The sequence below is a fragment of the Oceanospirillum sp. genome (assembly GCF_048265165.1).
Taxonomy (GTDB): Bacteria; Pseudomonadota; Gammaproteobacteria; order Pseudomonadales; family Halomonadaceae; genus Oceanospirillum.
This window is the reverse complement of the sequence record NZ_JBLXCD010000001.1, coordinates 580,198-598,582: the sequence shown is the minus strand read 5'-3', so window position 1 is coordinate 598,582 and position 18,385 is coordinate 580,198. Positions and strand designations below refer to the sequence as shown.

18 protein-coding genes are annotated in these 18,385 nt (G+C 49.6%); 12 read left to right on the top strand and 6 right to left on the bottom strand.

Going from position 1 to position 18,385, the window contains the following annotated elements; all coding sequences use genetic code 11:
* The first annotated feature begins 163 nt into the window (after nucleotides 1-163).
* The 6 genes from ACN0R8_RS02580 to ACN0R8_RS02555 all read left to right on the top strand — a co-directional run bounded on the left by ACN0R8_RS02580 (nucleotide 164) and on the right by ACN0R8_RS02555 (nucleotide 6,367).
* On the top strand, nucleotides 164-1,177 hold the full coding sequence (locus ACN0R8_RS02580; RefSeq protein WP_417594772.1) for a formate dehydrogenase accessory sulfurtransferase FdhD: 1,014 nt from the start codon (nucleotides 164-166) through the stop codon (nucleotides 1,175-1,177).
* 62 nt (nucleotides 1,178-1,239) lie between these two features.
* Nucleotides 1,240-2,148, top strand: a complete 909-nt coding sequence (locus ACN0R8_RS02575) for a substrate-binding domain-containing protein (RefSeq protein WP_417594770.1) — start codon at nucleotides 1,240-1,242, stop codon at nucleotides 2,146-2,148.
* Between the two features lie 196 nt (nucleotides 2,149-2,344).
* Nucleotides 2,345-3,598 carry a YeeE/YedE family protein gene (locus tag ACN0R8_RS02570; protein ID WP_417594768.1) on the top strand — a complete coding sequence of 418 codons (1,254 nt, stop codon included), beginning with the start codon at nucleotides 2,345-2,347 and terminating at the stop codon, nucleotides 3,596-3,598.
* Between the two features lie 166 nt (nucleotides 3,599-3,764).
* Nucleotides 3,765-4,097, top strand: coding sequence for a YnfA family protein (locus ACN0R8_RS02565; RefSeq protein WP_417594766.1), 333 nt, complete (start codon nucleotides 3,765-3,767; stop codon nucleotides 4,095-4,097).
* 520 nt (nucleotides 4,098-4,617) lie between these two features.
* On the top strand, nucleotides 4,618-5,274 hold the full coding sequence (locus ACN0R8_RS02560) for an FRG domain-containing protein (protein ID WP_417594764.1): 657 nt from the start codon (nucleotides 4,618-4,620) through the stop codon (nucleotides 5,272-5,274).
* Nucleotides 5,275-5,392: 118 nt separating this feature from the next.
* Nucleotides 5,393-6,367 (top strand): hypothetical protein, encoded by a 975-nt coding sequence (locus ACN0R8_RS02555; RefSeq protein ID WP_417594762.1) that lies wholly within the window; start codon nucleotides 5,393-5,395, stop codon nucleotides 6,365-6,367.
* A 288-nt stretch (nucleotides 6,368-6,655) separates the two neighbouring features.
* Here ACN0R8_RS02555 and ACN0R8_RS02550 read toward each other — a convergent pair whose 3' ends face one another.
* From ACN0R8_RS02550 to ACN0R8_RS02525, 6 genes are all read right to left on the bottom strand, one after another.
* Nucleotides 6,656-6,946, bottom strand: a complete 291-nt coding sequence (locus tag ACN0R8_RS02550; protein ID WP_417594760.1) for a type II toxin-antitoxin system RelE family toxin — start codon at nucleotides 6,944-6,946, stop codon at nucleotides 6,656-6,658.
* Nucleotides 6,936-7,184, bottom strand: coding sequence for a type II toxin-antitoxin system Phd/YefM family antitoxin (locus ACN0R8_RS02545; protein ID WP_005377003.1), 249 nt, complete (start codon nucleotides 7,182-7,184; stop codon nucleotides 6,936-6,938). The genes ACN0R8_RS02550 and ACN0R8_RS02545 overlap by 11 nt, the downstream gene beginning before the upstream one ends.
* Before the next feature lie 463 nt (nucleotides 7,185-7,647).
* On the bottom strand, nucleotides 7,648-7,974 hold the full coding sequence (locus tag ACN0R8_RS02540; protein ID WP_417594757.1) for a branched-chain amino acid transporter permease: 327 nt from the start codon (nucleotides 7,972-7,974) through the stop codon (nucleotides 7,648-7,650).
* Entirely contained in the window at nucleotides 7,935-8,684 is a 750-nt protein-coding gene (locus ACN0R8_RS02535; protein ID WP_417594755.1) for an AzlC family ABC transporter permease, read from the bottom strand. Before ACN0R8_RS02535 ends, ACN0R8_RS02540 begins: the two co-directional genes overlap by 40 nt.
* A gap of 202 nt (nucleotides 8,685-8,886) precedes the next feature.
* Nucleotides 8,887-11,028: a cache domain-containing protein gene (locus ACN0R8_RS02530; RefSeq protein ID WP_417594753.1), complete on the bottom strand. Its 2,142-nt coding sequence runs from the start codon at nucleotides 11,026-11,028 to the stop codon at nucleotides 8,887-8,889.
* Nucleotides 11,028-12,464: a sigma-54-dependent transcriptional regulator gene (locus ACN0R8_RS02525; protein WP_417594751.1), complete on the bottom strand. Its 1,437-nt coding sequence runs from the start codon at nucleotides 12,462-12,464 to the stop codon at nucleotides 11,028-11,030. Before ACN0R8_RS02525 ends, ACN0R8_RS02530 begins: the two co-directional genes overlap by 1 nt.
* Before the next feature lie 341 nt (nucleotides 12,465-12,805).
* Here ACN0R8_RS02525 and ACN0R8_RS02520 point away from each other — a divergent pair, with 341 nt between their 5' ends.
* The 6 genes from ACN0R8_RS02520 to ACN0R8_RS02495 all read left to right on the top strand — a co-directional run bounded on the left by ACN0R8_RS02520 (nucleotide 12,806) and on the right by ACN0R8_RS02495 (nucleotide 18,374).
* Nucleotides 12,806-13,642, top strand: a complete 837-nt coding sequence (locus tag ACN0R8_RS02520; RefSeq protein WP_417594749.1) for a substrate-binding domain-containing protein — start codon at nucleotides 12,806-12,808, stop codon at nucleotides 13,640-13,642.
* Between the two features lie 210 nt (nucleotides 13,643-13,852).
* Nucleotides 13,853-14,557: an ABC transporter permease gene (locus ACN0R8_RS02515; RefSeq protein WP_417594747.1), complete on the top strand. Its 705-nt coding sequence runs from the start codon at nucleotides 13,853-13,855 to the stop codon at nucleotides 14,555-14,557.
* Nucleotides 14,558-14,609: 52 nt separating this feature from the next.
* Nucleotides 14,610-15,320, top strand: a complete 711-nt coding sequence (locus tag ACN0R8_RS02510; protein WP_417594745.1) for an ATP-binding cassette domain-containing protein — start codon at nucleotides 14,610-14,612, stop codon at nucleotides 15,318-15,320.
* Nucleotides 15,321-15,517: 197 nt separating this feature from the next.
* Entirely contained in the window at nucleotides 15,518-16,126 is a 609-nt protein-coding gene (gene mobA / locus ACN0R8_RS02505) for a molybdenum cofactor guanylyltransferase MobA (RefSeq protein WP_417594743.1), read from the top strand.
* Nucleotides 16,127-16,440: 314 nt separating this feature from the next.
* A complete protein-coding gene (gene mobB, locus ACN0R8_RS02500; protein WP_417594741.1) occupies nucleotides 16,441-17,064 on the top strand; it encodes a molybdopterin-guanine dinucleotide biosynthesis protein B in 624 nt (207 codons plus the stop codon).
* On the top strand, nucleotides 17,064-18,374 hold the full coding sequence (locus tag ACN0R8_RS02495; RefSeq protein ID WP_417594739.1) for a bifunctional molybdopterin-guanine dinucleotide biosynthesis adaptor protein MobB/molybdopterin molybdotransferase MoeA: 1,311 nt from the start codon (nucleotides 17,064-17,066) through the stop codon (nucleotides 18,372-18,374). Before mobB ends, ACN0R8_RS02495 begins: the two co-directional genes overlap by 1 nt.
* Nucleotides 18,375-18,385 lie beyond the last annotated feature (11 nt).

Below are 18,385 nucleotides of genomic sequence, written 5' to 3'. Positions count from 1 at the left end.
ACCTCTTTTGTGTCCTCATACCTTTTTACTCCCTGTGTCCTCACATCTCCTTTATGTCCTTGGCGCTTCTTGCTTTTTCTTTCGCATAGCCTGGCAGCATAAATGTAGCCCGCTATCTGGATTGATGTTTTAAACTTTGTCGGATTGTTCTGGTAATGACGTAGTGACCGAATATACTTTGTCCATTGGACTTTTTTCTGATGCCGTAACCCTGATACCCATGCCTCACCATGACAAAGATATGTACTCCGCTATGACAGAGCTAAACGATAATCTGCAGGATAACCTCCGTTCTGAACATCCCACTGTTAGTCAGGCCCGTGCTGAGCTGACACAAACGACTCAAGTCTATGACGAGTATGGCGAGCCCCGTGATGTTGCCATTGCAGGTGAGCGACCGCTTACTCTTTACCTCAATAAACGTGAGATTGTCACCCTGATGACCCTGGGGGCTGAGCCCGAGGCGTTGGTGTTGGGCTATCTGCGCAATCAGGGCATGGTGAAACGCTTTGAACAAATACGTGCCGTTCAGGTCGACTGGGATGTCGAGGCTGCGGTAGTGGTTGCCGATGAGATTGGCGACGAACTGGAAGAGAAGTTGGCCCACAAAACCGTCACCACAGGTTGCGGGCAGGGAACCCAGTACGGTGCATTAATGGACGATGTCGATAAAATACAGCTGCCGGACTTTACGGTAGCCCAAAGCGATATCTACCGGCTGTTAAAAGCCCTGAATGAGTACAATGAAACCTACCGTTCCGCCGGTGCGGTGCACGGCTGCGCGCTTTGTGCTTTGACTCCGTCCGCCGATACTGACCCGCACCGGGCTGAAGTGTTGGCTTTTTCAGAGGATGTGGGGCGTCATAATGCGGTGGATACCCTGGCGGGTAAGCAGTGGCTTTCTTCCGATCCGATGGTACGTGAACAGATGGTGTTTTACACCACAGGTCGTCTCACCTCTGAGATGGTGATCAAGGTTGCCCGAATGGGGATTTCGGTACTCTTGTCTCGGTCTGGTGTCACGGCCATGGGCTTGGCGCTGGCAAAACAGTTGGGCATTATGTTGATCGCCCGTGCAAAAGGGCAGCATTTTATGCTTTACCAAGGGCGAGAGCGTTTTGAGTGGGATGCACCACCTCCGGTGCGGCCTAAATCACCTGCCAGAAACAAGCGCTGAATCAGAATCAAGTGTTAGATTTAAGTGTTGCGTACCCTATATTTTAAGTCTGAGAGAACCGCATGTCTGAAGTGATCGCTGATACACTTTTTATGAATGTAAAGCAGGTGGCTGAATATCTGCACCTGAACGAGAAAAAAGTTTACGCCCTGGCCAGTGAAGGGCAAATCCCGGCGACCAAGGTAACCGGTAAGTGGTTATTTCCGAAAAAACTGGTGGATCGTTGGTTACTGGAATCCTGCCATAGTGGCCTGATGGCGGACCGTTTATTGTTAACGGGGAGTGATGATCCTTACCTGCAGGCGATGATGTTACGTTTGCCCTCTGTGGTGGGAAATAAAGCACTTTACAGTTATAGCGTCACCGGAACGCGCATGGGATTAAGCCTGTTGTCTCAAGGCCATGCCGATGTAGCGGCGATTCACTGGGGGCGAGCAGAGGAGAGCCACCTGCGCCATCCGGGCCTGGTGCGTCAGTTCTCTCACTATCGCCAATGGGTGCTGATCCATGCTTTTAAGCGAACCCAAGGGCTTATCGTTAATGCTGAATTTGACACCGATGATGCTGATCGTTTGCCGGTACATCGTATGCGCTGGGCGATTCGTCAGGAAGGAGCTGGATCTCAGCGGTTTCTGCAGGAATGGTTATCAGCCCGGCAGATGCAGGAGTCCGATCTGAATATTTCAGCCCAGGCGTTCAGTGAGCGTGAAATGGCGTCCATGATCTGTCGCGGTGATGCCGATGTCGGGCCGGGCAGTATGAGTGCGGCCCGTGAATATGGTCTTAGCTTTATTCCTGTCTGTGAGGAAGCCTTTGATCTGGTGGTGCCCCGTAGTGTCTATTTCCGAGGGTTATTCCAGCAGCTGTTTACCTACATGCAAAGCAAAGAGGGGCGGGCGCTGGCAGACAGCCTTGGCGGCTATGATCTGAGCGAGTGCGGCAAGATGGTCTGGAATGGTGCAGAGAGTTAGCCTGCACCATCTTCCTCTTAAGGCGTGGATAACACGGCAAAGGATGAGTAGAGCCAAATACTTTTCCCGCTATTAGCTTATAGCTGATTGGTCTTAAACAAAGATTGAACTATAACTTTAGTGAATTAGAATTCTGGCTTTATTCATAGCGCCTCGTTTAAGGCGCTTCTTTGTTTTATCGTGTTGGAAATACCTTATGAATATTAAAGAGCATCTGGGCGGCTTTGCGCTGCTAGGTCTTGTACTGACGTTAGGAGCCGTGGCTCTTGATTCAGCTATCTTTTTTCGGTTATTGATTGGCCTTGGTTTAGGCTACGCCCTGACCCGTGCTTCCCTCGGCTTTGCCGGTAGTGTGAACCGAGCCTATCGTGCCGGTTCCACCCGTCTGATGCGCGCCCTGATGCTGATGTTTGTGGCAACGGCGATAGCTTCAACCGCCTTTCTTTATCAGAAAGATCCAACGGATATGGGCTTGTGGGTAAACCCTATTAACCTGGGCTTGATCCTTGGCGGCCTGATGTTTGGTTTTGGTATGACCTTTGCCGGGTGCTGTGCGTCTGGTGTACTAACGTATTTCTCAAACAGCCTAGCTCGCCCAGCGTTGGTACTGTTCAGCTTTGGCATGGGGGTTTTTCTGGGTTTCCCGCTGCAGGCGCAGGAAGGCTGGATTCGTGAAAGCTTGATCTCAACGGCGACCTACGAAGGGAAGGGTGTTTTCCTGCCGGATCTGTTTGCTGGAGGCCCGCTAGATGGCTACTTTGGCGCGATTCTGTTGACGGCTATATTTGCTGGCATCGTGATCTGGTTGTCCCATCGCTATGAGCGCAATCGCAAACAAAACGACACCTTTATTGGTGTAGCCGCCGAAAAAGAGCAGCTAGAAAGCACGCCATCAGATCTCTCGCAGCATCCTTTTTTCAGCGCTGAGACTTATCATGCACTGTTTGTAAAACGCTGGACGATGACAACCGGTGTTGCCGTTATCGTTGTACTCTTTACGCTGTTGATGGGTGTAACGGGTTCCGGCTGGGGGGCGTCTTCTCCGTTTGGTTTCTGGTTCGGTCGTATACTGATCGCCATTGGTACTGATCCAGCCGCGATTGCAGAGTTCACTCAACGTCCTGAACATCTGTTTACCATGCCGTTTTTCGATCATCCGGTGAATGTTCAGAATATCGGTATTATGCTCGGCGCTGTGATCTCCATGCTATTGGCCGGACGCTTCTTAAGTGGCATGAGCAAACTTCGCTTAGGCAAGCAAGAAGCTGCCATGTTGGTTGTCGCAGGTCTTGCCATGGGGCTTGGTACACGCTTCGCCAATGGCTGTAACGTTGGCGCGCTTTACACCCCAATCGCCAACTTCTCACTGTCTGGCTGGATCTTCCTGGTGGTGATGGTTGCCGGTGGTATTTTCGGTAACTGGTTGGGTAAGAAGATGAAAAACGCCTGATTGGTGTTTGAATCGCTCTGCTAAACGCCCCGTCGCTGAAAAGCATCGGGGCGTTTTGCTGTCTGGCCGTAAGGCGCCATACTAAGCATCCACCAGACTACAAATCCTATTTATTACGGGCAGAATGATATGAGACTCTATCTGTTACAGAAAGGAGCAGATTCTTTTGACTGAGTTGAAAACCGTTGGTTTATTTCTTGTGACCGCTTTAGCCGAAATTGTGGGTTGTTATTTGCCCTACCTTTGGCTGAGAGAGGGCAAATCGATCTGGCTACTGGTGCCCGCAGCACTGAGCCTTGCTGTTTTTGCATGGCTGCTAACCCTGCACCCAACCGCATCGGGCAGGGTTTATGCCGCCTATGGCGGCGTATATATTTTTATGGCCATACTCTGGCTCTGGGCTGTAGACGGCATCCGCCCAACGGTCTGGGATCTGGTCGGCACCGCCGTTGCCCTGCTGGGTATGGCGATTATTATGTTTGCCCCGCGCAGCTCGTAAACGGCTCACTCAAAACCCGCTTCTCTCGTTGCCATGCTCCCTGTGGCAATGCCTCCCATGCTGAACGTCACTCCGCCAACTCGAATGCATACCCCAACCAGCATGTGGTATATCGCTTCAGTTTGAGATGCCAGACAACATAGTCAACTCGTTCCAACGCTCCGCGTTGTAATGCATACCCCAACCAGCATCTGGCTCCACACTGAGTTGGCTGGATGATTATTTGCTGTTTTCCCGCAAACTGTGCTCGTTTTCTCCGACTTAATGCTCGGTTTACCGGTGCCGGAAAATTGGATAAGCTGCAAAAACAATACATTATGGAAAGCAGATGTTAGATAACAGGCGCCTGCTTATTTGAGATAAAGCGCATGCGCGTTTAGCAGGGAAGCAGTCAGATCAGAAAATGGATTTCTCCTTTCTAATCAAACTCTTCCCTCAATTTTTGCTGGGCTATTGAAACCGGCGGAATAAGCATGCCTATGGTTGAAATGTTAGATTTTTTCGGAGTATATATCTACCAATGAAGAAAACTGAAATAGGGACGTTTGAAGAGTTCCACGAACTTATTACTTCATTTTCATCTTCTACTATTTATCGTGGTGTATGTGATCACAAATATATGCTAACACCATCTTTGGGTAGAAAGCGTAATATAGAAACAAAAGATATTTATGCTCTTGAATCTAAAATGATGCGGTTGTTCAAAGCTCACTCAACTGCGCATATAAGCTCAAAACCATCCAATGAATGGGAATGGTTGGCACTGGCACAACACCACGGGTTACCAACACGTCTTTTGGATTGGAGCAGAAATCCTTTAGTAGCCTTATTTTTTTCAACAATCTCCCATCGAATAAACGGGGCTGTATATGTACTCAAAGATGTAATGGATATCGTCGATACTGACGTTAGCCCTTACGAAATGAAAGATGTTGGTGTTTATTATCCAAGTCACATTACAAGTAGAATTACGGGGCAGTCTGGTCTATTTACATCCCACCCAAACCCAGGCGAGGAATACAGCTCTGAAAGTATTGAAAAAATAATCATCAAGTACGATAAAAAATCTCAATTAATTACTGAACTAAGGAAATATGGGGTTCACAGAGCATCAATATTTCCTGATCTAGATGGTCTTTGTGAAGATATTAAGTGGAGTAATGATTTTCCAACATAAAATCTAACAAGACCTTGAAGTCGGATTCGTAACAGTTGGCTCGGTTCCGCTTTGCTTCACATTTTAGCCAACTATTACTCACCGCTTAAGGCGGCGTTAAAAAATGATCGGAGTATAAGTGGATAAGTACTTCAAGGTAATAAAAACGGAAAAAGACGCGTTGATCGGTCTGGTTTCATCACTTATAGCTATCTTCGTCTCAACTCAGGTTCCTGACAAGCTTTTTTGGATTCTCATCGTCTTGGGCGTCCCTTTAGCCATTTTTTGTTTTTCTTTCTTGCTGGTTAAATCCTGGACTCCCTTTTTATTGTCTTGGGTCTCTGATTTAAAATTCATCGCTAAGCAAACTGGTTCGGAAAACGATAGTAATTATGTGAGTGGTACTGAACTAGAGTTTTTACCGGCAGATCAAAGCGCAGCTTTTTTCGCAAAGAGATTCTCATCGGCCTTTCCCGGCATAAGGACCATCACATGGTATTCCGGAAAGGAGGCGATCGATCGGTTAAGCATATTGCTCAGGCATCCGTTGAATTTTAGAAGCCAAAATGGATACACCACACCCATATGGTGGTGGAGGAACGGAAACTTACAGATATCTGAGTTTAAGGTTCTCTCAAGGAAGCGAGTTCTACTAGATCGGATGGAGCTCAGAATTAAAAGCATAGCAGCCGTTCCAGGAAGTGATTACTACAGAAGCTTTGTTTATGTTGACGCGCATCCAGAGCCCCCTGTTTTCCCAAAGGAGTGGAATGAAGCCCGGAAAGCAGAGGCGGTTGAACTTTTTGGCTATGCACATGAAGAATATGGTTTATACCGTAAGAAATTCTGTGTCAGCCGCTCCGAATATGATGATGGAGCGGCGACAATAAAGGGGAAAGTATTTCAGCTGGGTGATGACGTCGAGCTCAGAGAGCGGTATATCACGAGTTTTAACCTAGTTATCGCTCCGCACCTCTCTCCCATAAATAATACTGATTTCGACTCAGAGCTCAGATCTGTACTAAATGGAATTCTGCACGAGGGCCGGTCGCTTGAAGAACTTGCAGCGAGGGTAGATAAGTTACCGAAACCTCAAATGTGGGGTTTACAGTAAAATTTTTAACAAAGGGTTGTAGTTCGTTCCGGCCTGCGGCCTCCACCGGACGCCCCTGTCGGGGCGCCGCTAAACCCAGGCGTTCAGGCTGTAGAAAAACCTCCCGAACTATGATCTGTCCGCGTTTCACCAGTCTTATCTTTAAAGCCCTGCTCTGGATACTGTTCCGCACTTTATAACCTTAGAGCAGGCACTGAAAGTGACAGGGTATCTAGCTTGTCGACAGCTAAAGCTAGAAAAAAACCGGAAACACAGAATGAACAAATGGTGATCGATATAAACCGACAATCAACCATTTAACCTTTTCATAGAGTTACGATAAACGTCACTACGTTCGCGTTTTCCGACTGCTAAGACGGTTACAATAATGACATCGTCTTCCACTTTGTAGACGAGACGGTAGCCTGATTGCTGCAACTTAATCTTATACATGTTGTCAGCTCCAGAAAGTTTTGAAGCCGGAACATGCGGGTTTCCTAAGCGTTCGATTAGCTTTTTCTTAAATTGTTGTTGTAGCGTTGAACCAAGCTTTTTCCACTCTTTGAGTGCGCTCTTTTTAAAGTCGAGCTTATAGGTCATCAATATTTACCGAAATACTCTCTTCAGATTCACGCTCTTTAGCAATAGCCAGCAGCTCAAGATCTTCGAGTCTGTCCATCATCATTTCATACGCTTCGGCAGGTACGCAATAAAATGCTGGCTCATTTCGGTTCAGTACAGCAACAGGTTCACCGTAAGCACTGGTTGCAACTTTCATGGGGTTGGCTTTCAACTCAGTAATGCTCGCAGCAACATCGGCTAGAATTCTAGTGGTCATTTTGTAGGTCTCTTAAGCGGTCTTTAAGCTGGTCATTTTAGTCTCGGCCAAGCGGTATAACAAGTTGCTTAAGAGTAATTCGTAAGACGTTTAGTTCGCCGACAAGCGGAGCTTTGTGCGGGGATATGCGCCATCTGTCGCTTCAAATTTCTGAGTATGATTCGTGGCTAAGGCTACCACGCGGAGCGTGGGAGCCAGTTGAACAGGTGCTGGTTATTGAGAATTTATCACCTGCCTGCGTTGAATTCCCGTTTGTCATCGGACGAAGCGCCACAGAATACAGGGCCCCCATCAGTTCACTGTTAGCTGATATCTGTTTTAAAGCAGCGGCTGGGCGTTTGATATCTGGTGTATAAAAAAATGTCGGATGGCGCGCCAATCGGGCTTCAGGTTATTGGCTGGTGCGGTGTGGGGCGATTATCTAACCTACGATTGGTACATAACAAGCTGTAGCTCTGCAGCCTCAACTCACCCCCATCTGCACCAGTGCCATATACGCTCCGGTTCCCCCCAGAATACTTACCAGCGGATGCTTAAACAGTAGGTGCAGCGCTGCGGTCAGGGCTAAACACCCTAGTTCCGGCAGAAAACCTGTACTGGCCAGATCTTCATTCTTAAAGGTGTATACCACCAGTAAGACCATCATCACCGGTGGCAGGTATTTCCCCAAAAATACCAGAATATGGTGATCAGCTACTTTATAGAGCAGTACAAAAGGCAGCACCCTGGTCAGAAAGGTGGCGGCGGTCATTACTGCGATGACGGTGAAGAGGTAGCCTGCGGATTCCATCGTTTACCTGCGTGTATCATTAACAGAACGCTCATACTGAGCAGAATAGAGATTAACAGCATCTGATCACGGCTGATAAACAGCAGGGTCAGCACGCCAATGGCCAGCGCGAGAATAAAGGGCGCGGGTTTGTTCAGGTTTTTGTATTGCTCGATAGCCAGCACCATAAAGAGTGCTGGCAGGACAAATTCGATACCGGCGGTGGAGAAGGTGATCTGGCCACCGAGCCAGGCGCCCAGCGTGCAACCGATTACCCAGTAAACCTGATTAAACAGGGTGACTTTAAACTGAAATTCCGCCGGGTCGACCCACTTGGGTAGGCGGGTTGAGGTCAGCAAGGAGTAAGTTTCATCGGTCAGACCAAAGATCTGATACACCCGCTTTGCGCCCTTGTTGGGAATTTTGCCCACCAGAGAGATACCGTAAAACATGTGCCGGGAGTTGAGCAGAAAGATGGTGATAAACATCTCCGTAAGACCGGCGCTGTTGGCCAGTAATCCCACCGCCAGAAATTGTCCGGCCCCGGCGAAGATAAAGACACCCATCAGGGTGGCAAAAAACCAGTGATAGCCCAGATCGCTGAACAGCACACCAAAGGCCATGCCCAGCGGAATATAGCCAAACATCACCGGTAGCGATGCCTGAAAGACAAAGCGGTTAGCCGAGGTCTTGGTTGAAGTGTTGGCCTGTGTTGATTCTTCTGAAGACATAGTGATTTTCTTAAATGAAGCGGTGAATAGCCTGAATAAAAAGGGTGAACCAGCGCGATCGGCTATATTAGAAGTCTTTTTTGGAAAAACCAAATGATTCGCGGTGAATTATGGTCTGGATAGACCAAAGTTTAGAGTGATTGCGTGAGTTTGGTTGAGTGTGGGAGCGAGTAGGAGGGCGTTAAACAGATAAAGCGCCGGATCAGCGCTTTCTCTGTGCTTCTGATAAGGTTGCCAGCAGCTGTTCTGTGGTGGCCTGATCGCTGTTGTTATAGCGCGCCTGCTGCAGCAGATAGACACTGAAGGTGCTGCCGCGTCCCTGTTCACTATGGACCCGAATATCACCCCCGTAGCGGCGGATAATACCGTAGCTGACTGAAAGCCCAAGGCCGGTGCCGTTATCCCGTGTGGTAAAGAAAGGGTCAAAGATATGGGGTAGGATCTCATCGGCGATACCCATGCCGGAGTCTTCCACCTCGACCACAACGCCTTTCAGAACTTTATCTTCATACCAGTCGTGGCTGCGGATATGGATGCTTTTGAAGCTTTGGGAGGCATTCGCGGCATTCATCACCAGATTGACAAGTACCTGTTGCAGTTGCTGCACATTGGCTTCTGTCGAGCACTTAGCATGCAGGCTGAGTTTTACCTCAAGATTCTGCTTTTCAAGGGTGTGGCGCACCAGTAGCAGGGTATCCTGCACCACCTGGTTGATATCCAGCGGTGACATGGATTGTGTGTATTCACCGGGTCGGCTGTATTGCAGGAGGTTATTGACCAGTGCCCGTATCCGGTAAACCTGCTGAACGATCAGGTCGATCTCTTCTTCAACATCTGCAGCGTGCTCCCCAAGAGTGACCTGCAGCAGATCCATATTGCCCAGAATCACCGCTGCGGGGTTGTTGATCTCATGGGCGATACCTGCGGTCAGTTCACCGAGGGCGGCCAGTTTCTCTTTGGTAATCAGCTGGGCACGGGTGGCCTGAAGTAGCCGGATATGCTCTTCCAGCTCACGAGTTTTATTCTGCAGGGACTGGGTGCGGGACTCTACCTTATGTTCCAGTACGTCGGCGGCCTGCTGAATCTGCCGGTTACGCTCTTCCAGCAGGTCGAGCATGGTATCGAACTGTTCTGCCAGTTCGCTGAATTCGTCCTGGGTGTCCATCATGCCGATACGCTGACGTTTACCGGCTTTGACCGCCTGAACCACACTGTGGATGCGACGGATCGGATGGGTGATCAGTCCGGTGCTGCGCAATACCAGAAATACCGAAATAACCGCCACCAGAACAAACGCCAGTATCAGGTTCAGTAGTGTCTGATTGTGAATTTCCCTGTAGGGCTTTTCCAGAAAACCGGAATAGAGCATGCCGATACGTTTGCCCGCCAGATCTTCCACCGGGTTGTAGGCTGAGATATACCAGTCGTTAACGACAAAGGCGCGGTCTACCCAGCTTTCACCCCTGAGCAGAACCTTTTGATAAACATCTTTAGAAACCCTGGTTCCTACCGCCCGGGATGCGGGTGTAGGAGTGCTCTCTATGCCGGAAGGTGAGGGCAGATTGTTATTTGGCACATTGGTACTGATACGGACATCATCCAGAAACAGGGTGACGGTGCCCAGGCCGCCATCAGGCAGAGTGCCCGGTCGGTAGACAAGGTCGCGAATTTCATCGACAAAATTGTTGTTACGATTCAGCAGACGGCCGCTGTCCAGCAGTGCGATCATCTCTCCCTTTGCGTTGTTGATCGGGTGCAGTGCCCGAATAAACATGCCGCGCTTCTCAAAATGGCGCTCTGTTGATTCTGCCATTGGAGTTTGCAGAAGTCTTATGCGTACTTGTTCAATCAGCAGCGGATCGATAAAAGCCAGCTCATCCGGGCTGATAAGCTGTAACCCGGCATCCGCATTGCCTGCCAGTACCTGAGAGGCGATCTGCCCAAGGCTGGGTTCTTTCAGCACACGCTCACTGAGTTTGGTGGCGGGAATGATGCGCACAAAATCCAGCCGGTGCAGCATTTTGAAGTTATAAAGCTGTTGGCTGATACGGGCGGGTTTCTGGAGCTCGACACTTTCCTGAAGCTGCTGGTTCAGGCTCAGTTGCTTCAGGTTAATCAGATCCTGCTGTTGCAGGATGTTGAGAAAACCCTCCGCTACCGACAGGTCGGCCCTTACTTTCCGATCCAGTAAATCAGTAGAGTAGCTGTTAACCCAGTAACTGGTCATGCCAATCAGGGTGGCAAGTGTAAGGGCTAAAGGAGCAAGGCTTAGCCCTAAAATTTTAATTCGGATTGATGAGCGCATGAACCAGCGTCGTTTTGCCTGTTTCAATGTGGGTGACATCAGGATTCAGAACCCTGAGCTTCATCCCACGCTTGCAATTTTCGATCCAGAGTTTTGCGTGAAATACCCAGCTGGCGTGCAGCGGCAGATTTATTACCCTGGAACTCGCTCAGTACCTGCAGGATGTGATGTTTCTCCACTTCATCCATCGCCCAGCTTGAGGGATAACCACGGCCTTCAGCCTGAGCCGTTTCCCGGTTCTGGGACAGAGTGTCCCCACTGACAAAGGTTTCGATGGGCAGGCGTCCCAAAAGGATGCAGCGCTCAACAAAGTTTTTCAGTTCGCGAATATTACCTGGCCAGCTATAGCCTGAAATTGCAGTGATATCTTCATGGGTCAGAGGCACAGGGGGCAGGCCCAGTTCTTTGGAGAGTCTGCGGGAAAAACTATGTACCAGTGTCGGAATATCTTCCGGGCGATCTCTCAGCGGTGGCAGGGTTAATGTCAGTACATTCAGGCGGTAGTACAGGTCTTCACGGAAGCGCCCTTCTTTAACTTCCTCCTGCAGATTTCGGTTTGTGGCGGCGACGATACGAACGTCGATGCTGACCTCCTGTTCGCTGCCAACGGGCCGAACGGCTTTGAGTTCCAGTACCCGAAGCAGTTTGGCCTGCATGGCTAAGGGCATTTCACCGATCTCATCCAGAAACAGTGTGCCGCCACTGGCAAAGGAGAAGAGACCTTCACGGGCTTTCTGTGCGCCGGTAAAGGCACCTTTGGTGTGGCCAAATAACTCGCTTTCAAGAATATCAGCGGCGATGGCACCACAGTTCACCGGGACAAAAGCACCGGTTCGGCCACTGTTCTCATGCAGGGCCCGTGCAGCCAGCTCTTTACCTGTACCGGACTCGCCCTCGATCAGAACCGCTGACGGTGTTGGGGCCACTCTGCGAATGATGCTGTCGACATCGCGGATCACCTGACTTTCCCCGAGCATGGCGCTGCCGGAGCTGTAAACCGTGTTCAGCTCACGTTTTAGCACGAAGTTTTCCCGGGCCATCAGGCGGCGCTCAACACACCGGTCGATGGCGGCCATCATCTGCTCAAGCCGAAAAGGTTTCAGAATAAAGTCACTGGCACCGGCACGAAGTGCTTCAATGGCGGTTTCCAGGTCGGCATAAGCTGTCATAAAGATAATATCGCTTCGGCGCTCATTATCCGTTGTGGCTTCATGCCATTCTATGCCGGAGCGGCCGGGAAGCTTGATATCACACACGATAAGATCAAAGTGACAGCGTTTCCGAATCTCTTCAGCGGTTTCAATGCTATCGGCAGATTCAACCAAGGCGAAGCGCTTGCTCAGAGCCTTAATCAGAAAATTGCGCATGCCGGGCTCATCATCAACAATCAGAACGGAAATTGCAGGAGATAAACTGCCGGAGACGAAGGGGGCATGGGAAGCATCTAATGCAGCAAAGCGAGGTTTTTTATCCATGGATAACCTTGTGTCGTTTCTTGTGCTCGGTAGTGTAAATTACGTTTTTTATTGTCTTTATCGATTTTTTTGCTTTTGCTTTAAAAAACCGACCACCAAGGATGTTGTGTTATTGAAAATATGATCAGAATACCTGGGTGCGTCATTTTGTCTATTGCGTGTTTTTTGTGGGTCAATATGGCCCGTTTTTGATCTCTGTCAGCAGTTTGTCGTCAGATATAATGATTATATCTGACTTGCAGGTCAGGTCTGGTAAGGTTGGTGCTTTTTGGCATCTATCTTGCTGAATAAGCGGTCTGATCATAACAAACATTGCACTTTGAAGCATTTAAAGGACGAGCATGAGTACACCTAAAATGAGCAAGCTAAAAACCTTTATCCGTTCTGCTGCGTTGGCTGTTCTTGCCGCGACAGTTTCTATTCAGTCATATGCTGAAGACCTGGGAATTGTTCGTTTGGCGACGACAACAAGTACTTATAACTCGGGTCTGCTGGATTACCTGTTGCCGGAGTTTGAAAAGAAAAACGGTGCGACCATTCAGGTTATCGCTGTCGGTACAGGTAAGGCGCTGCGTATGGGTCGTGATGGGGATGTGGATCTGGTTATGACCCACGCACCTAAAGCAGAAGCTAAATTTGTTGATGAAGGCCATGGCGTTCAGCCGCGCGGCATTATGTACAACGATTTTGTTCTGGTGGGCCCTAAGAATGATCCGGCGGGTGTTAAGTCTGCTGGCAGTATTGAAGATGCCCTGGCTAAAATAGCCAATAACCATGCGCTGTTTATCTCCCGTGGTGATGACTCCGGTACCCACAAGAAAGAACTGGGCCTTTGGAAAGAAGCGGGCACCTCTCTGCCATTTGAAGGATACCGTGAAGTCGGTCAGGGCATGGGCAAGGTACTGCAGATCAGCTCAGAACTGCAGGCTTACACACTGACAGACCGTGGTACCTGGCTGGCGTACAAATCTAAAGTTGATCTGGCTATCACGTCTGAAGGTGATAAGCGTCTGTTCAACCCATACCAGGTTATTCTGGTAAACCCAGCCAAATACGATGGTCTGAACACGAAAGGTGCTCAGGCGCTGAGCGATTGGCTGATCTCTGATGAGACGCAAAAGCGTATTAATGATTTCCGTCTGCATGGTGAGCGTCTGTTTATCGCAAACGCTAAATAAGCCGCTGTCGGGCGTGTTCAGCCGTGCTGACTTAGCGGTTGGTGCGGCTTCTCTTGTCTGAGAAACGATACCTGTGGGTAGCGATTTATGCGATCCACGGGTTTTCTGTTTTTTCGGGCCGGATTAATTCCATTGGGTTTGTGAATAACCCTTTTGCTGCACCCTTTATTCTATGTTTGAAAGAAAAATAAATATAAGGCGCTACCGTTAATGGCTTCACTGACTGATACTTTTGTTGCTGCGGTTGAACTTCTGCTATCCGGTGATAATGCCTTGTGGGCTATTATTGGTGTCTCTTTTCGGGTCTCTTTTTCCGCACTGGTTCTGGCTATTGTTCCCGCGACGCTGATCGGCTTCGCCCTGGCCTATTGGCGTTTTCCCGGCCGCTGGTTGCTGTTGTCGCTGACCCATACGCTAATGGCCGTACCTACCGTTGTGGTCGGCCTGATTCTGTTTATGCTGCTTTCCAGGGCTGGCCCTTTGGGTGATTGGCGTTTGTTGTTCACTCAGGATGCGATGATTATCGGACAGTTTCTGCTATGTATGCCGCTGCTGGTATCGATGAGTCACAGTGCTTTTCAGGGGGCTGATAAACGTGCCTGGGAAACAGCAAAAATGCTCGGAGCCGGCCCGTTTCGTTGTCTCTGGGTTTTAATGCTGGAGGTGCGATATGCTTTGTATGCCTGCTTTATTGCGGCCTTCGCCCGTATTATTGCCGAAGTTGGCTGCGCCATGATGGTGGGTGGCAATATACTTAATTATACCCGAAGTATTACGACCGCCATTGCCCTGGAAACCCTGAAAGGGGAGTATGCCCAGGGTGTTGCTTTGGGCTTGGTTCTTTTTATATTAGCAATGGTTCTGAATGTTGGAATGGGTTTGCTTCGTGGCAAAGGGCAGCTGGCAAGTCGCTGATTAAGGTGTTGTTGTGCTTGATAAATCTTCTTACCTGGCGGAAATGCCTCCCATGGATAAACACGATTCGTCGGCAGATATAAGAGACTTGCTCAGCATTGAGCGGCTTCACCAAAGCTGGCCGGATCAGGCTGAGTCTCTCTTTGATATTGAACATGTGATCTGGTCTGAAGGGCAGCATATATGGCTGCAGGGGGCGAATGGTTCCGGGAAGACGACATTTATGCGTTTGCTATCCGGGCTTGAGCCTGTTCAGCAGGGCCGTATTGATCTTTTTAAAAAGCAATCCGGGTCAGAAGAACCGAGAATCTGCTATTTGCACCAGACCCCTTATCTTTTTGCCGGTAGTGTTGAACGTAATCTTCAGTTTGTTATTCGCTCCCTGGCATCGGCTCAGCGCCCGGCGGCGCGTGTGGCCCTTGGCCTTGGTTTGGAACTTGCCGGTCTGGAGGGCTTGCGTCACCAGGATGCGGTTACTTTATCCGGTGGTGAGCGGCAGCGTCTGGCCCTGTTGCGTGCCTGGCTGCTGCAACCGGATATTTTGTTGTTGGATGAACCGGCTGCCAATCTGGATGATGACTCTGTGGTGTTAATGCACCGCTTAGTCACTGATCTTGTTGATAAAGGCGCATCAATTATGGTGAGTTCTCACCAGAAGAATCTACTGACAAAGCTATGTAATACTCGCTGGCTGATTGCTTCTGGCACATTAACTGCTTCTTCTTTGGAGGAGGAGGCTAGGTTCCGGCGTCGTCAGGCCTGAATCTGCAGAGCTGTTCTTCTTTTTGTCTATGTTTTTGGCTATAGCTACCGCGCATTTTTCGGGCATGAAATGGCAAAAGTAGTATTCATGTTTTCGTTGGCAATATATAATGCTTTTTAAATATATCTTTATTGATGTGCGCAGGAATCGCTATGTCAGATCTTAATACAGGGATTTCGTCAGGAGTGATCCAATAGATGTCTAAGCAATTAAACACCATCAGGCCTTCGGAGGTTACCGCTGTCATTCTCGCTGGCGGTCAGGGGCAGCGCATGGGAGGGCAGGATAAAGGGTGGGTCAGTTTCAATGGTCGGCCCATGATACACCATGTACTTAGCCAGGTGTCGCCTCAGGTAAGTCATGTACTGATCAATGCGAACCGCAGTCAAAAAGAGTATCAGTCCCTGGGTTGTGAGGTTGTTGAAGATATTGAACAGGGGTATCACGGCCCTTTGATGGGAATGCTAACCGGACTGGTCTCAGCCAAAACTGATTGGATCTTATTCGTTCCCTGCGATATCCCTCTGTTGCCGGAAGATATTGTTCAGAAACTGGCGGCTGCGATTGTTGATCAGGGTGCTGATATTGCTGTAGTTCATGATGGTGAACGTCTGCAGCCGGTGATCTCTCTTATGCATCGTAGCTTGCTACCGAGCTTGCAGGAGTGGCTGGCAGCCGGTAAACGAAAAATTGATCGTTGGTATATGCAACATCGTATGGTTGTTGTCCGCTTTGATGGTTCCTCTGATGATTTTATCAATCTGAATACCCTGCAGGATGTTCAGGCGCTGGAGCAGCGTCTCTGATTGGGTGTTTTGATAAGCGGCTAAGTCCTTGCCCTCTGATCACGTAATGCCTGCAAGCGTCATATGCACGGTAACCCCAGTTATTTTTAACCGGGGTTTTTTTATGGGTCGCTTTCTGACGTTATGACGATGCTTCTTATATCAGTGATCTGGCTTTATGATGGAATACTCGGCCTAAATGGATCTTATTGGAGCTTTTTTGATCTGGTTCAGACTAGGCGTGGAATACTCCTTGCTGCTCTATACCTTATTAACCATCAAGACCTGAAAAAATATGCTGCCAGCTCAGTCCGGGCTGTGTTCAGGAAATAGGAATGCTTATGCTGAATTTCCCCCTACCTGTGCTGGGTTTCGCTGCGTTTAGTGGCTCCGGGAAAACCACGCTGTTAAAAAAATTATTACCTCTATTGGTTAAACGGGAACTCAGGACTGCGGTTGTTAAACATGCGCACCATGCGTTTGAAGTTGATCACCCCGGTAAAGACAGCTTCGAGCTACGTAAAGCGGGGGCTGCGCCCATGCTGGTGGCTTCAAGTCAGCGTATGGCGATGATGCTGGATTTTTCTGACCCGGAAAACGGCGAGGCTCAGGACCCTGATCTGCTTGAGATGATCGATTACCTCCCGTTGCACCGACTGGACTGTGTTTTGGTTGAAGGCTTTAAGGCTGTTCCCTTTCCTAAAATTGAGATACACCGTCCTGCTACGGGTAAACCGCTGATCGCTCTGGATGACAGTAACATTATTGCGATTGCTACCAATGATGCCGCTAAGCTGAAAGAGAGTCTGCGGGATAGTGGTGAACGGGTTAACCTGTTACCGCTGTTAGATCTTAACGACCCGGACGCTATTGTAGATTTTGTGGTTGAACAGGTACGGCAGCAGCGTCTGACACTGCAGACTAAATCCGGCACTGAAAACAAACCAGGAGCGTTGTGATGGTATCAGAACTGAATCCTACTCCGGCAGCGGTAAGCTGCTTTGACCAGCCCGGGCAATTAAGTGTTCAGCAGGGTCGGCAAGCTCTGCTTGATGCCCTTGTATCGGCAAAGCATCCTGACGCGATCAAACAACCGATTGCTGAGTTGGTCGGCTCTGTTCTGGCGGAGAATGTGATCTCGCCGATCAATGTACCCGCTCAAACCAATGCTGCCATGGATGGTTTTGCCCTGGCTTTGCCCGAAGATGGTTGTGATAGCTTCCCATCGGAGTATCAGTTGGTGGGCAAGGCTCTGGCGGGTCATGGTTTTGACGGTCAATTGAAAACCGGTCAGGCAGTCACTATCACCACAGGTGCTCCGGTTCCTGCTGGTGCCAACAGCGTTGTAATGCGGGAGATCTGCCAGTCCGGTGAGGGTGCGGTTTTGATTGAAAAGCCGGAATCCCTGCGTCTGAACGATAATATTCGTCAGGCCGGTGAGGATCTGGCAACCGGTCAGATTGCAGTGAAAGCCGGTACCCGCCTCACGCCAGCGCATCAGGGGCTGATTGCATCCCTCGGCCTGACCGATGTTGCGGTATTTAAACCTCTGGTGGTGGCGGTGTTTTCCACTGGTGATGAAGTGGTGGCTCAGGGGCAGCCGTTACCTCCCCACAGTATTTACGATACCAACCGTTATTCTCTGATTGCGCTGTTGAAAAAACTGCATTGTGAGGTGATTGATCTGGGGATTTTGCCGGATCAGGAAGCGGTACTTGCTAAAGCCTTGGCGGATGCGGCGGTTAAAGCGGATGTGGTGATCTCATCTGGTGGCGTTTCGGTTGGTGTGGCAGATTACATCAAAACCGCCCTGGCAAGGGTCGGTGAGATCGGTTTCTGGCGGATGAATATCCGCCCCGGTCGCCCTTTTGCCTTTGGCTGTATTGGTGCGGATTTGGCTCAGGATAATGCTGATTCCGCTTGGTTCTTTGGTCTTCCCGGTAACCCGGTTGCGGTCATGGTGACCTTTATGCAGCTGGCGCAACCGGCTTTGCGACAGCTTCAGGGCGAGACGGGCTGGCAGCTGCAGGCCATTCCGGCTACTGCCAGCGAGAAGATGCGTAGCCGTGAAGGTCGTACCGATTTTCACCGGGGTATTTTCAGTCTCGGTACCGAAGGTCAGCTGCAGGTGCAGACGACAGGTACTCAGGGTTCCGGCATTCTGCGTTCTATGACAGAAGCCAACTGTCTGATCGAGATTGGCGATGAGCATGGGGCTATCGCGGCGGGGGATTCTGTGACAATTTACCCCTTTGCTGATCTTCTTTGAGCCGAGACAAC

Excerpts from the sequence above, each read along its gene's own strand:
- ACN0R8_RS02575 (WP_417594770.1), top strand. The coding sequence starts at position 1,240 with ATGTCTGAAGTGATCGCTGATACACTTTTTATGAATGTAAAGCAGGTG.
- ACN0R8_RS02570 (WP_417594768.1), top strand. The coding sequence starts at position 2,345 with ATGAATATTAAAGAGCATCTGGGCGGCTTTGCGCTGCTAGGTCTTGTA.
- ACN0R8_RS02560 (WP_417594764.1), top strand. The coding sequence starts at position 4,618 with ATGAAGAAAACTGAAATAGGGACGTTTGAAGAGTTCCACGAACTTATT.
- ACN0R8_RS02550 (WP_417594760.1), bottom strand. The coding sequence starts at position 6,946 with ATGACCTATAAGCTCGACTTTAAAAAGAGCGCACTCAAAGAGTGGAAA.
- ACN0R8_RS02545 (WP_005377003.1), bottom strand. The coding sequence starts at position 7,184 with ATGACCACTAGAATTCTAGCCGATGTTGCTGCGAGCATTACTGAGTTG.
- ACN0R8_RS02540 (WP_417594757.1), bottom strand. The coding sequence starts at position 7,974 with ATGGAATCCGCAGGCTACCTCTTCACCGTCATCGCAGTAATGACCGCC.
- ACN0R8_RS02535 (WP_417594755.1), bottom strand. The coding sequence starts at position 8,684 with ATGTCTTCAGAAGAATCAACACAGGCCAACACTTCAACCAAGACCTCG.
- ACN0R8_RS02530 (WP_417594753.1), bottom strand. The coding sequence starts at position 11,028 with ATGTCACCCACATTGAAACAGGCAAAACGACGCTGGTTCATGCGCTCA.
- ACN0R8_RS02525 (WP_417594751.1), bottom strand. The coding sequence starts at position 12,464 with ATGGATAAAAAACCTCGCTTTGCTGCATTAGATGCTTCCCATGCCCCC.
- ACN0R8_RS02520 (WP_417594749.1), top strand. The coding sequence starts at position 12,806 with ATGAGTACACCTAAAATGAGCAAGCTAAAAACCTTTATCCGTTCTGCT.
- ACN0R8_RS02515 (WP_417594747.1), top strand. The coding sequence starts at position 13,853 with ATGGCTTCACTGACTGATACTTTTGTTGCTGCGGTTGAACTTCTGCTA.
- ACN0R8_RS02510 (WP_417594745.1), top strand. The coding sequence starts at position 14,610 with ATGGATAAACACGATTCGTCGGCAGATATAAGAGACTTGCTCAGCATT.
- mobA (WP_417594743.1), top strand. The coding sequence starts at position 15,518 with ATGTCTAAGCAATTAAACACCATCAGGCCTTCGGAGGTTACCGCTGTC.
- mobB (WP_417594741.1), top strand. The coding sequence starts at position 16,441 with ATGCTTATGCTGAATTTCCCCCTACCTGTGCTGGGTTTCGCTGCGTTT.
- ACN0R8_RS02495 (WP_417594739.1), top strand. The coding sequence starts at position 17,064 with ATGGTATCAGAACTGAATCCTACTCCGGCAGCGGTAAGCTGCTTTGAC.